The organism is Streptomyces sp. ISL-11 (assembly GCF_018614525.1).
Lineage (GTDB): Bacteria > Actinomycetota > Actinomycetes > Streptomycetales > Streptomycetaceae > Streptomyces.
The window spans coordinates 1-11,778 of record NZ_JAGGOL010000211.1; the positions used below are offsets into that span (position 1 = coordinate 1).

Annotated in this window: 11 protein-coding genes and 1 pseudogene; 3 read left to right on the plus strand and 9 right to left on the minus strand. The window is 74.0% G+C overall.

Annotation, left to right across the window (positions count from 1 at the left end; translation table 11 throughout):
• Positions 1–285 precede the first annotated feature (285 nt).
• Together J7E86_RS30195 and J7E86_RS30200 are read left to right on the plus strand one after the other, a co-directional pair.
• Positions 286–1,335: an SDR family oxidoreductase gene (locus J7E86_RS30195; RefSeq protein ID WP_215086004.1), complete on the plus strand. Its 1,050-nt coding sequence runs from the start codon at positions 286–288 to the stop codon at positions 1,333–1,335.
• Positions 1,325–1,897 (plus strand): TIGR03086 family metal-binding protein, encoded by a 573-nt coding sequence (locus tag J7E86_RS30200; protein ID WP_215086005.1) that lies wholly within the window; start codon positions 1,325–1,327, stop codon positions 1,895–1,897. The genes J7E86_RS30195 and J7E86_RS30200 overlap by 11 nt, the downstream gene beginning before the upstream one ends.
• A gap of 103 nt (positions 1,898–2,000) precedes the next feature.
• Here the strand turns inward: J7E86_RS30200 and J7E86_RS30205 are convergent, their stop codons facing one another.
• From J7E86_RS30205 to J7E86_RS30240, 8 genes are read right to left on the minus strand one after another with little or no spacing between them, the layout of a single operon-like run.
• A complete protein-coding gene (locus J7E86_RS30205; protein WP_215086006.1) occupies positions 2,001–2,531 on the minus strand; it encodes a type 1 glutamine amidotransferase domain-containing protein in 531 nt (176 codons plus the stop codon).
• Positions 2,528–3,148 (minus strand): diguanylate cyclase, encoded by a 621-nt coding sequence (locus J7E86_RS30210; protein WP_215086007.1) that lies wholly within the window; start codon positions 3,146–3,148, stop codon positions 2,528–2,530. Before J7E86_RS30210 ends, J7E86_RS30205 begins: the two co-directional genes overlap by 4 nt.
• Positions 3,149–3,195: 47 nt before the next feature.
• Positions 3,196–4,305, minus strand: a complete 1,110-nt coding sequence (locus J7E86_RS30215) for an enolase C-terminal domain-like protein (RefSeq protein ID WP_215086008.1) — start codon at positions 4,303–4,305, stop codon at positions 3,196–3,198.
• Positions 4,302–5,960 carry a GMC family oxidoreductase gene (locus J7E86_RS30220; RefSeq protein ID WP_215086009.1) on the minus strand — a complete coding sequence of 553 codons (1,659 nt, stop codon included), beginning with the start codon at positions 5,958–5,960 and terminating at the stop codon, positions 4,302–4,304. The genes J7E86_RS30215 and J7E86_RS30220 overlap by 4 nt, the downstream gene beginning before the upstream one ends.
• The gene (locus J7E86_RS30225) at positions 5,957–6,556 is read right to left on the minus strand and encodes a gluconate 2-dehydrogenase subunit 3 family protein (protein ID WP_215086010.1); all 600 of its coding nucleotides are present in this window, start codon (positions 6,554–6,556) and stop codon (positions 5,957–5,959) included. The genes J7E86_RS30220 and J7E86_RS30225 overlap by 4 nt, the downstream gene beginning before the upstream one ends.
• 4 nt (positions 6,557–6,560) lie before the next feature.
• On the minus strand, positions 6,561–6,986 hold the full coding sequence (locus tag J7E86_RS30230; RefSeq protein WP_251019900.1) for a hypothetical protein: 426 nt from the start codon (positions 6,984–6,986) through the stop codon (positions 6,561–6,563).
• Positions 6,983–8,818 (minus strand): thiamine pyrophosphate-requiring protein, encoded by a 1,836-nt coding sequence (locus J7E86_RS30235; protein WP_215086011.1) that lies wholly within the window; start codon positions 8,816–8,818, stop codon positions 6,983–6,985. Before J7E86_RS30235 ends, J7E86_RS30230 begins: the two co-directional genes overlap by 4 nt.
• A 51-nt stretch (positions 8,819–8,869) precedes the next feature.
• The gene (locus tag J7E86_RS30240; protein WP_215086012.1) at positions 8,870–9,826 is read right to left on the minus strand and encodes an LLM class F420-dependent oxidoreductase; all 957 of its coding nucleotides are present in this window, start codon (positions 9,824–9,826) and stop codon (positions 8,870–8,872) included.
• 245 nt (positions 9,827–10,071) lie between these two features.
• On the opposite strand from J7E86_RS30240, the gene J7E86_RS30245 reads away from it, so the two are divergent.
• Positions 10,072–10,896, plus strand: a complete 825-nt coding sequence (locus tag J7E86_RS30245) for a SigB/SigF/SigG family RNA polymerase sigma factor (protein ID WP_215086013.1) — start codon at positions 10,072–10,074, stop codon at positions 10,894–10,896.
• 153 nt (positions 10,897–11,049) lie between these two features.
• Here J7E86_RS30245 and J7E86_RS30250 read toward each other — a convergent pair.
• A pseudogene (locus J7E86_RS30250) lies at positions 11,050–11,778 on the minus strand (hypothetical protein); the annotation flags it as partial.

The window sequence follows — 11,778 nt, forward strand, 5'->3', positions numbered from 1 at the left end:
CTCGACCAGCGAGGCGTCCGGGTGCACGGACACGATCGCCGGAGTCATGATGTCCCTCACGAGCTGTGCCATGTCTGTTCGCCTTCTTTCCCGTGGTGTCCTGCCGCAGTACCCGGGGGGCGCTCGCCTATGCGTGTGCCGGCGGTCGGCGGCCGACGTGTTTCGGCTGCGGGCCGTCTTTGCCGCCTGCGGCGGCGGGCGCCCTGCGGGCGCGTCCTCAATCGCCGGACGGGCTTGATTGCGCAGCGCGGCATGGAGAGGCACGGCCCGGGTACCCGGCCCCGCATGAGCAACGTGCCGCCCGTCGTGAACGCCTCGACCACCGTCGTGGTGACCGGTGCCAGCGGTGGCGTGGGCCGGGCGGTGGCCCGTGCCTTCGCCGCGCGCGGCGCCAAGGTCGCCCTGCTGGCCCGGGGGGCCACCGGGCTGGCCGCGGCCGCCGAGGACGTCGAACGCCGCGGCGGGACCGCCCTGGTCCTGCCCGTCGACGTCGCCGACCACCGTGCGGTGGAAGAAGCCGCCGCCCACGCCGAGGAGGAGCTCGGGCCCATCGGCTTCTGGATCAACAACGCCTTCGCCGGGGTCTTCGCGCCCTTCACCGCCATCACGCCGGAGGAGTTCCGGCGCGTCACGGAGGTCACCTATCTGGGCTACGTGTACGGCACGCTGGCCGCGCTGCGCCGGATGCTCCCGCGCGACCGGGGCACGGTCGTCCAGGTCGGCTCGGCCCTCGCCTACCGGGGCATCCCGCTCCAGTCCGCCTACTGCGGCGCCAAGCACGCCATCCAGGGCTGGAACGAGTCCCTGCGCTGCGAACTCCTCCACCGGGGCAGCGCGGTCCGGACGACCATGGTGCAGCTGCCCGCCATGAACACCCCGCAGTTCGACTGGGTGCTCAACCGGCTCGGGCGCCGCCCCCGGCCCGTACCGCCGGTCTATCAGCCGGAAGTTGCCGCCCGCGCCATCGTGCACGCCGCCCTCCACCCGCGCCGCCGCGAGTACCGCGTCGGCGCCTCCACCGTCGCCACGCTCCTCGCCAACGCCGTCGCCCCCGGCCTCCTGGACCACTACCTCGCCCGAACGGGCTACGCCTCCCAGCAGCGATCCGAGCCCGCTCCCGGCGACGCCCCCGCGAACCTGTGGGAGCCCGCCGACGGCCCCGCCGGCCCCGACTTCGGGGCCCACGGCGCGTTCGACGCGGAGGCCGCCACCCGCAGCCCCCAGCTGTGGCTCACCCGCCACCGCGCCCCGCTGGCCGCCGGAGCCGCCGCGGCCGCGGCGCTGGCGGTCGCCGCCGCGCGGCTGCGCGCCGACAATGGGCGCCATGAGCTCTGACGCCCTGCTCTCCCGGCACCGCGAGGCCCTCGCCCTGTTCGGCGACCGGGTGCACACCGTCCGCCCGGACCAGTGGGACGACCCCACACCCTGCACCGAGTGGTCCGTACGCGACCTCGTCAACCACCTGACCGTCGAGCAGCTGTGGGTGCCACCGCTGCTGGACGGCGCGGCGATCGAGGACCTGGGCGACTCGCTGGAGGGCGACCTGCTCGGCGACGACCCCGTGGCGGCCTGGGACGACGCCGCGGCGGCCGCCCGCAAAGCGTTCGGCGCCCCCGGCGCCCTCAAGCGCGAGGTCGCCCTGTCCCAGGGCCCCACCCGCGCCGACGCCTACGGCGCCCAGATGACGGCGGACGCGGCCGTCCACGCGTGGGACCTCTCCCGCGCGATCGGCGCGGACGAGCACCTCCCCGAGGCCCTGGTGGAGTTCACGCGCGAGGAGGTCGAGCCCTACGCGGACGCGCTGGCCGGGACGGGTCTGTTCGCCAAGCCGGTCCGGGTGCCGGCCGACGCGGACGCGCAGACGAGACTGCTGGGGCAACTGGGCCGCAGGGCCTGAATCCCTGCGCCGGCGGTGACCGCACCCGCACCCGCCCCGGCCCGTCGCCGGTCAGGACCACCGTCCTGCCGGCCGACGGGGCCCGGGCGGCACGGCCACGGCCTTACCGGAACTCCGCCAGGAACGCGTCGCAGAACGCCTTCAGGTCGCCCGGCTTGCGGCTCGTGATCAGTGTCGTCGGCCCGGCCGTGCAGACCTTCACCTGCTCGTCCACCCAGGTGCCGCCCGCGTTGCGGATGTCGGTGCGCAGGCTCGGCCACGAGGTGAGGGTGCGGCCGCGCACCACGTCGGCCTCCACCAGCGTCCACGGCCCGTGACAGATCGACGCGACGGGCTTGCCCGCGTCGAAGAACCCCTTGACGAACGCCACCGCCCGCTCGTCCATGCGCAGCGCGTCGGGGTTGGCGACACCGCCCGGCAGCACCAGCGCGTCGTACTCCGACACCCCGGTGTCGCCCACCACCTTGTCGACGGGGAAGGTGTCCGCCTTGTCGAGGTGGTGGAACGCCTGGATCGTCCCGGAGCCGGTCGACACCAGGGTGGGCGTGCCGCCCGCGCCCTTCACCGCCTTCCAGGGTTCGGTCAGTTCGACCTGCTCGACGCCCTCGGGCGCCATGAGGAATGCCACGTTCATGATGCGATCCTTTCGAGGTGGTCCGATGTGTTCCGGTCCTTGGCGCGGCGGCGCCGCCGGCCGCGGAGGCAGCGCAGCAGCTCCTCCGCGTACGGCAGGGCCACGCATCCGCCCACCGCGAGCGCGATGCCCGCCAGATACGCGCGCGGCAGCGGGTCACGGCGGAGGACCAGCCGCCAGGCGTCGGGGTCGCCGCGGCCGCCGCGCAGCAGCGAGCGGACCTGCTCGTGGTGCAGGCACATCAGCGAGGCCAGACCCGCGAAGGGCAGGGACTCCAGGAAGCTGTGGATGTGCTGCTCGATGGGCTTGACCTCCCGGTCGCTGTGCACGGCCGTACGGACGTCCCACAGCGCGGTCGCCTCGTGGGCGCCCGCCGCGCCCAGCTGCACGGTGAGCAGCAGGGGGTTGACCTCGCAGACGAGCGTGAGCGCGATGGGCAGTCCGACCTCGGCCATCATCAGGGAGTGGATGAGGGACTCCTTGGTGCCGGACGTCTCCTCGATGCGGGTCCGGCGGTGCATCGCCCAGTCGGCGACGCCCGGCACGAACCAGGACGGCAGCAGCCCGTACATCAGGTACCGGGTGGTGGCGTTCTGGACGTCACTGGCCTTGCTCATGCGGTGGGCTCCTCAGGAAAAAGGAAAAAGGGGGCGAGCGACGAGGGTCATCGCACGCGGTAGCCGACGGCCTCGTCGTGGCGGAAGGCCATGCCGTGGCCCGTCCCGCCGCCCGCGCCCGGCCGCACGGTCCCGCCGGTCGGGTCGAGGGCGCCGGTGAAGAACGTCGACTCCAGGCGCGCGTGGTCGTGGAACCACTCGATGTGCCGCAAGTTGGGCACGCAGGCGGCGGCGTGGGCGTGCGCGTGCGGTGCGCAGTGCGCCGATATCTCCAGGCCGTGGGCCTCGGCGAGTGCCGCGGCCCGCAGCCATACGGTCAGGCCGCCGCAGCGGGTGGCGTCGGCCTGGAGACAGTCCACGACGGGCGCGAGCCGGGCGAAGTAGGGCAGGTCGTAGCCGTATTCGCCCGCCGCGACATCGCAGACGGACAGGTCGCGCACGACCCGCAGCCCCTCCAGGTCGTCGGAGGAGACCGGCTCCTCGAACCAGGCCACCCCCATGTCGGCCAGCGCCCGCCCGACGCGGACCGCCTGCTTGCGGGTGTAGGCGCCGTTGGCGTCCACGTACAGGGCGGCGTGCGGGCCGATGGTCCGCCGGGCGCGGCGCACCCGGTCCAGGTCGCGCTCGGTGGCCGTGCCCCAGGACTCCCCGATCTTGATCTTCACGCGGGGGATTCCCTGGCCGTGCACCCAGCCGGTGAGCTGCGTCGCCAGGTGCGTGTCGTGGTACGTGGTGAAGCCGCCGGAGCCGTAGAGGGGCACGGTCTCGTGGACCGCGCCGATCAGGCGGGCCAGCGGCAGGCCCAGCAGCCGCGCCTTGAGGTCCCACAGGGCGATGTCCACCGCCGACACCGCGCAGCCGACCATTCCCTGCCGGCCGGCGTTGCGGACGGCCCGGACCATCGCCTCATGGGCGCCGGCCACGTCGAACACGTCCCGGCCGAGGACCCGGTCGCGGAGCAGGCCGGTCGCGGCCGAGGCGGTGTCGGCGGCCGCGTAGGTCCAGCCCAGACCGGTGGTGGTACCGCTGCGCACCTCCACCACCACGACGGTGACGGAGTCCCAGGCGATGGTGCCGTCGGCCTCCGGCGCGTCGGTGGGGAAGGTGTAGGCGGTCGCGTCGAGCCGGTCGATGCGGGCGTCGGGCGCGGCGCTCATCGCACCACCTCACCGGTCAGCCGGGTCGCGGCCCGGTCGGCGAGCGCCATGATGGTCAGCGCGGGGTTGGCGCTGCCCTGGGTCGGCAGGACGCTGCCGTCGGTGACGAACAGGTTCGGGAGCGCGAACGACCGCAGGTCGGCGTCCACCACCCCCTCCTCGGGCGTCCGGCCCATCGGGCAGCCGCCCACCAGGTGCGCGTAGCGCTCCACGGTCATCAGCTCCGTCGCGCCGGCGGCCCGCAGGATGTCCGTCATCGTCTCGGCCGCCGCGGCCATCAGCAGGTCGTCGTTGGGGCAGCGGGTGTGGTCGAAGCGGGCGACGGGCAGGCCGTGGCGGTCCTTCTCGTCCGCCAGGGTGACGCGGTTGCGGGCCTGCGGCAGGAACTCGCACAGCGCGCCCAGCGTCGCCCAGTGCGGGTAGTCGGCCATCCGGTGCCGCAGGTCCGCGCCCCAGTGGCCCTGCGCCGCCACGTGCTCGGCCCAGGTGATCGGCAGCGGCGAGACCGTCTGCACCGAGAAGCCGCGGACGTACGGCCGGGCCGGGTCGGTCTCGTAGAACTCCTCCGTGCTGACCTCGGGCGGCGGCCCCTTGTACATCCGGATCTCGTCGGGGAAGCGGCCCGCGGTCTGCGGCGCGCCCTGCACCATCACATGGCGGCCCACCAGGTCGTGGTCGTTGCACAGGCCGTCGGGGAAGCGGCGGTTCGCCGAGTTCAGCAGCAGCCGGGGCGTCTCGATGGAGTAGCCGGCGACGGCCACCGCGGCGGCCCGCTGGAACCGTTCGCGGCCGCCGCGCACGTACCGCACCCCCGTCGCCCGGCGGCCCTCGCGGTCGGTCTCCACCCGGGTGGCCATCGCGTCGGGGCGGATCTCCGCGCCGTGCGCGATGGCGTCGGGCACATGCGTGATCAGCGGCGACGCCTTGGCGTCGACCTTGCACCCCTGCAGGCAGAAGCCGCGGTAGACGCAGTGCGGGCGGTTGCCGAAGCGGCCGTTGGCGATCGCGACGGGCCCCACGCGCGCCTCGATGCCGAGCGCCGCACAGCCCTCCAGCATCACCTGCCCGTTGCCGCTGACCGGATGCGGGGGATGGGGGTGCGGATGCGGGTCGCCCCAGGGCCAGAACTGCCCGGCGACCGGCAGCTCGCGCTCCAGCCGTACGTAGAACGGCCGCAGCTCGCGGTACGTCAGCGGCCAGTCGGCGCCGACGCCGTCCCGGCTGCGGGTGCGGAAGTCGGAGGGGTGCAGGCGCGGCGCGTAGCCCGCGAAGTGCACCATCGAACCACCCACGCCGCGCCCGGAGTTGTTGGAGCCGAGCGGCACCGGGTGGCGGCCGCCCACGACGCGCGGCTCGTTCCAGTACAGGTGGTGCGAGCCCGACTCGTCGCTGACCCAGTCGGTCTCCGGGTCCCAGAAGGGCCCCGCCTCCAGGCACACCACGCGCCAGCCGGCGTGCGCGAGGCGCTGGGTGAAGGTCGCGCCGCCCGCGCCGCAGCCGATCACGACCATGTCGACCTCGTCGCCGTCCTCGAAGCGCCGCATGTCCCGGCGCAGCCGGGTCACGTGCGGCAGCCACGCGGAGGCGTTGCGCTCGCGCACGTCGCCCTGCGGGCGCGCACTCTCCCGCACCGTCCGCCACCAGGCGCCGCTCACCTCGGTTCCTCCCACGGTTCGCGCTTGCCCCGGCCCAGGCGCAGATAGCCGCGCGGGTAGGCGGGGCCGCCGAAGCCGATCTCGTCCCAGGCGTACGGGTGCGCGTAGTAGGCGGCGCACGCGTAGCGGGTCCACAGCGTCCACACGTGCGCGGCCGGCAGCCCGTACCAGTCGCCGGCGCCCAGGTCCTGTACGTGCCGCAGCAGCCGGTGCCGGTCGCCGTGACCGATCTCCGCGAAGGCCCGGCCGGTGTGGCGCAGGGCCGCGTCGGCGTCCAGGGCCGCGAGCGAGCGGCGCCACGTCTCGCCGTCCTCGGGCACGTCCGCGTACCGCCAGCCGTCGGTCTCGCCCGTGGACAGGCGGGCGTCGATGACGGACAGCACGGGGATGCGGGGGTCCTCCGGACCGCGCGCGAGCAGGTGGTCCAGGAGCGCCTCGGCCGCCGCCTCCTCGGGGGGCGTGAAGAAGCTCAGCGGCGGCTGCCGTCCGGGGCCGAGCCGCGCCAGTACGACACCGGCCGTCGCCCGGTCCCAGGTGTGGGCCTGGCCCAGCACCCCGGAGCCGGGCTCCCTGACGCCGCGTCGGAAGCGGGTCATCGCGTCACCGCTCCCGACGCAGCACGCTCGCCAGCAGACCCATGCCGCCCACCATGCTCATCAGCAGCGGGGCGAACAGCGGCGGGCCCAGCTCGATGTTGTAGCGGGCCATCCGCCAGCCGCCGGGCTTCTGCGCGATGCCGCGCACGTGCAGGTACGTGCCCTGGAGGCCGTTGGCGACGATGGCCGCGGAGGCCAGCGGCAGGGCGGTGCGCGCGGCCCGCTCGTCGGCGAACCCGGCCAGCCCCGCCGCCACCCCCACCGGCCCCAGGAGCACCGGCCACCACATGACGCGGTTGCCGAACCCGGCCCGGTCGTGCTCCAGGAAGATCTCCGCGGCCGTGACCGCCGATCCGGCCGCCGTCAGCAGCGCCAGCGACCGTTCCAGCCGGCCGTGCCGTACGTTGCGGACGGCCCGGCGCCCGATCATTCCTCGTCCTCCCGCGATTCCCGTCCGGAGGAGCCCTGCTGCCGCTTGGGGCCGCCGGGCAGGAAGTCCTGCACCTTCGCCTTGATGCCCTGCCGCAGCACGGCCCCGCGGTCCGTGTCGCCCTTGAGGATCGAGGACGCCGTGGCCTCGACCTGGTCCCAGTCGGCGTGCGGCGGGATCGGCGGCACCGCCGGATCGGTCACGAACTCCACGACCGCCGGCCCCTCCGCGGCGAGCGCCTGCCGCCAGGCCCCCTCGACGTGCTCCGGCTTCTCCACCCGGATGCCGGTCAGCCCGATCTGGCGGGCGAACGCGGCGTAGGACACGTCCGGCAGCTCCTGCGAGGGCAGGAACTGCGGCGAACCGCTCATCGCCCGCATCTCCCACGTCACCTGGTTCAGGTCGTGGTTGTTCCACACCCCGAACACCAGCCGCGGATCGTCCCACTGCGCACGGTACTTGGCCGCGGTGATCAGCTCGGCCATGCCGTTCATCTGCATCGCGCCGTCCCCGACCAGCGCCACCACCGGCCGGTTCGGATGCGCGAACTTCGCCCCGATCGCGTACGGCACACCGCAGCCCATCGTGGCCAGCGTTCCTGACAGCGAGCCGCGCATCGTGCCGCGCATCGTGATGTGCCGCGCGTACCAGTTCGCCACCGAACCGGAGTCGGACGTCAGGATCGCGTTGTCCGGCAGCAGCGGGGACAGCGCCCGCGCCACATGCTCCGGATTGATCGGATCGGCACTCACCGCGGCACGCCGCGCCATCACCTCGTCCCAGCGCTCGACCGCGGCGCAGATCCCGTCCTGCCAGCCCCGCCGGTCCTTGCGGCGCAGCAGCGGCAGCAGCCGCTGGAGGGTGGCGCGCGCGTCGCCGATCACGTTCACCTCGTACGGATAGCGCAGCCCCACCATGCGCGGATCGATGTCGATCTGCACCCCCCGCGCCTGCCCGTACTCCGGCAGGAACTGCGAATAGGGGAAGTTCGAGCCGATCGTCAGCAGCGTGTCGCAGTCGCGCATCATCTCGTACGAGGGGCGGGTGCCCAGCAGCCCGATCGAACCGGTGACATAGGGCAGCTCGTCGCTGAGCGCGTCCTTGCCCAGCAGGGCCTTCGCCACCCCGGCGGCCAGCACCTCCGCGACCTCCTCGGTCTCGGCCCGCGCCCCGGCCGCGCCCTGGCCGACGAGGATCGCCACCTTCTCACCGGCGTTGAGCACCTCCGCCGCCCGGTGCAGCGACTCGTCCGAGGGCACCGCCTGCCAGCCGCTGCGGTCCAGGCTGGAGGGCACCATCTTGAACGCGTGCCCGGGCGGCGAGTAGTCCAGGTCCTGCACATCGCCGGGAATGATCACGGCGGTGGGCGCGCGGCGCGCGTAGGCGGTGCGGATCGCGCGGTCGAGGACGTTCGGCAACTGCTCGGGGACGTTGACGGTCTCCAGGAAGTCCGAGGCCACGTCCTTGAACAGCGTGTGCAGGTCGACCTCCTGCTGGTACGCGCCGCCCATCGCCGAACGGTGGGTCTGGCCCACGATGGCCACCACCGGCACGTGGTCGAGCTTCGCGTCGTACAGACCGTTGAGCAGATGGACCGCACCGGGCCCCGAGGTGGCCGCGCACACCCCCAGCCGGCCGCTGAACTTGGCGTAGCCGACCGCCTCGAACGCGGACATCTCCTCGTGCCGCGACTGGATGAACCGGGGCTGGTTGTCCGCCCGCTCCCAGGCCGCCAGCAGCCCGTTGATCCCGTCACCCGGATAGCCGAAGACCTGCTCCACGTCCCACGCGCGGAGCCTCGCCAGAATGAAGTCGGACACCTTCTGACCCATGTGTGTTCTCACCCGTCTCGCGTACGTTCCTGCGTGGTCCGGTCGGGGGGCTCAGGAGGCGAGCCGCGGCAGCACCTTGGTGCGGTAGAAGTCGAAGAACCCGCGCTGCTCGGGACCGATCTGGGACACGTGCACCCGGTCGAAGCCGGCGTCGGCGTACGCGCGCAGCGCCGCGACGTGCTCCTCCACGTCGTCACCGCAGGTCACCTTCGCCGTCACCCGCTCGCGCGGCACCAGCTCGGCGGCCTGCTCGAAATGGGCGGGCGTGGGCAGCACCTGCGGCAGCTCACCGGGCAGCTGCTCCACCGCCCACAGCCGGTGCGCGGTCACCTCCGCGGCCTCCCGGTCCGGCCCCCAGCACACCTTCACCCCGCCCACCACGGGCTTCTGGCCGCCGCCGCTGCGCCGGAAGCGCTCCACCGCCTCCGCGTCGGGCCGCGTCGTCAGCAGCCCGTCACCGATCCGGCCCGCCACCTCGGTCGCCGCCGGGCCGAACGCCGACACGTCGATCGGCACCGGCTCGTCCGGCACCGTGTACAGGCGGGCGTTCTCCACCGTGTAGTGCTTGCCGTGGTGGCTGACCTGGCCGCCCTCGAAGAGCAGCCGCATCACCTGGACGGCCTCCTCCAGCATCTCCAGCCGCACCGACGCCTGCGGCCACGCGTCACCGAGGATGTGCTCGTTCAGCGCCTCCCCGCTGCCCACCCCGAGCCGGAACCGGCCGTCGAGGAGCACCGCGCTGGTCGCCGCCGCCTGCGCCGTGACCACCGGGTTCATCCGGATCGTCGGGCACGTCACCGCCGTCTGCACCGGCAGCGAGGTGGCCTCCGACAGCGCCCCGATCACCGACCAGACGAAGGGGCTCTGGCCCTGCTCGCCCGTCCACGGATGGAAGTGGTCGGAGATCCACAGCGAGGTGAAGCCCGCCTGTTCCGCCATCCGGGCCTGTTCGACGAGGGCGGAAGGGGAGTGCTCCTCGCAGGACAGGAAATAGCCGTACTCGGTCATCAGCGGTGCTTCCTCCTCGCCGCGTCACGGTGCGCGGCGTGACGGGTAACCGATCACCACGCATCGAAACCCCCCGCCCCGTTCGGCGCAGAGCCTGGTTTACCTCCCGGGACCCCGGGCACGCGCCCCATGTGCTTCGGACCGGAGGCACGTCCGCGGGAGCAGCCCGGCTGCTCCGGGCGTGTCCTGTCCGGACGCGTCGTGCTGCCCCGCGGTCACCGCCCACCGCTGAGGGAGACCGGCACATGACCCGCACGACGAGCGCCACCACGACCCTTTCCGCCAGGCCCGCCCGCCGCAGGCACGACCACCACGACGCCCCCGACACCCGGGCCGACTTCGCCCGCCTGGCCACCATGCCCGACGGCCCCGCCAAGAACGCGCTGCGCCAGCAGGTCGTCCGGGCCTGGATGCCGATGGCCGAGCGGCTCGCCCGCCAGTTCCGCAACCGCGGCGAGACCGTGGAGGACCTCAACCAGGTCGCCCTGCTCGGCCTCGTCAAGGCCGTGCACCGCTACGACCCCGCCCGCGGCACCGCCTTCGAGAGCTTCGCGGTGCCGACCGTCGTCGGCGAGGTCAAGCGCCACTTCCGCGACCACATGTGGGACGTGCACGTACCGCGCCGCGTCCAGGAGCTGCGCAACCGCGTCCGCACCGCCACGCAGGAGCTGACCCGCTCCATGGACGGCCGGGGCCCGAGCGTGGCCGAACTCGCCGACCGCACCGGCCTGACCGAGGACGAGGTACGGGCCGGACGGGAGGCCCTGGGCAGCTTCAACACCCTCTCCCTGGACCTGGAACTGCCGGGCGCCGACGACGGCTACGCGCTCCGCGACACGCTCGGCACCGCCGAACCCGGCTACGACCTCGTCGTGGACCGCGAGTCCCTCAAGCCCAAGCTGCGCGCCCTGCCCGAGCGCGAGCGGGAGATCCTCTACCTGCGGTTCTTCTGCGACATGACGCAGAGCCACATCGCCGACCGGCTCGGCATCTCCCAGATGCACGTCTCCCGCCTGATCAGCCGCACGTGCGACCGGCTGTGCGAGCAGGTCTGCGGGCGGGCGGCGTGAGGGGTCCGGCGCCTGGCGCCTCGGCCTCAGGGCGTGTCCGACGGATCTTTTCCCCGCCCCGCCCCTTCCCGAACCGGGGCTCCGCCCCGGACCCCGGTCCTCAAGCGCGGGGCGGGGAAAAATCCGCCAGCCCCTGCACGGCCTCCGCCGTCCTCACGGCAGCGCGCCCAACGCGAGTGCCACATGCCGCGACATCCGGTCCACCGCCCCCGCCTCCGCCATCTCGAACGGCCGCCGCGCCCCCGTACGGAACAGCGTGAGCGCCCCCCGCACCGGATCCTGCCGCGACGTGCGCAGCGGTACGCACAGGAGCGAGGTGACCGCCGCCCGCACCAGCACCGGCGCGCCCAGCTCGTCGTGGCCGAACAGCTCGGCGTCGTCCGGCCGCACATGGAACGCGGTCGCCCCGGCGGCCGTCGCCTCCACGACCAGCGGGCACCGCGCCGGGTCCTGACGGGCGACCGCGTCGGCCAGCGAGCCGGCACCCTCCGCCGCCGTCCCGGGGACCGCGCCGCTTTCCGCCGGCGTCCCGGGCCTACCGCCGCCGGAGGTTTGCGTCGGCGTCCCGGGCTTCCCGTCGCCGGGCCCGAGCACCACCACCCGGCGCAGGGTCCCCGCGTCGTTGAGGTCCACCACCACCCAGTCCGCGAACCGTCCGTGCGGGACGGCCGCCGCCCGCCGGAGCAGCTCGTCCGGGCCGCTCCCGGCCGCCCGCAACAGCGCCGTCGCCATCGCGTCCACCAGGTCCATCAGCTCGGCGTGGCGCGTCACCTCGACGGCGTCCACCCGGCGCGCGCCCCGCCGCGCGCGCACCCCGCCGACCTGCCCCGGGCTCTCGCCCGCCGGCTGGAACACCGCAAGAACCGCCGTCCGCGGCTCGCC

Coding starts and splice junctions, on each gene's coding strand:
- J7E86_RS30195 (WP_215086004.1), top strand. CDS start 286: ATGAGCAACGTGCCGCCCGTCGTGAACGCCTCGACCACCGTCGTGGTG.
- J7E86_RS30225 (WP_215086010.1), bottom strand. CDS start 6,556: ATGACCCGCTTCCGACGCGGCGTCAGGGAGCCCGGCTCCGGGGTGCTG.
- J7E86_RS30230 (WP_251019900.1), bottom strand. CDS start 6,986: ATGATCGGGCGCCGGGCCGTCCGCAACGTACGGCACGGCCGGCTGGAA.
- J7E86_RS30215 (WP_215086008.1), bottom strand. CDS start 4,305: ATGAGCGCCGCGCCCGACGCCCGCATCGACCGGCTCGACGCGACCGCC.
- J7E86_RS30200 (WP_215086005.1), top strand. CDS start 1,325: ATGAGCTCTGACGCCCTGCTCTCCCGGCACCGCGAGGCCCTCGCCCTG.
- J7E86_RS30235 (WP_215086011.1), bottom strand. CDS start 8,818: ATGGGTCAGAAGGTGTCCGACTTCATTCTGGCGAGGCTCCGCGCGTGG.
- J7E86_RS30210 (WP_215086007.1), bottom strand. CDS start 3,148: ATGAGCAAGGCCAGTGACGTCCAGAACGCCACCACCCGGTACCTGATG.
- J7E86_RS30245 (WP_215086013.1), top strand. CDS start 10,072: ATGACCCGCACGACGAGCGCCACCACGACCCTTTCCGCCAGGCCCGCC.
- J7E86_RS30240 (WP_215086012.1), bottom strand. CDS start 9,826: ATGACCGAGTACGGCTATTTCCTGTCCTGCGAGGAGCACTCCCCTTCC.
- J7E86_RS30205 (WP_215086006.1), bottom strand. CDS start 2,531: ATGAACGTGGCATTCCTCATGGCGCCCGAGGGCGTCGAGCAGGTCGAA.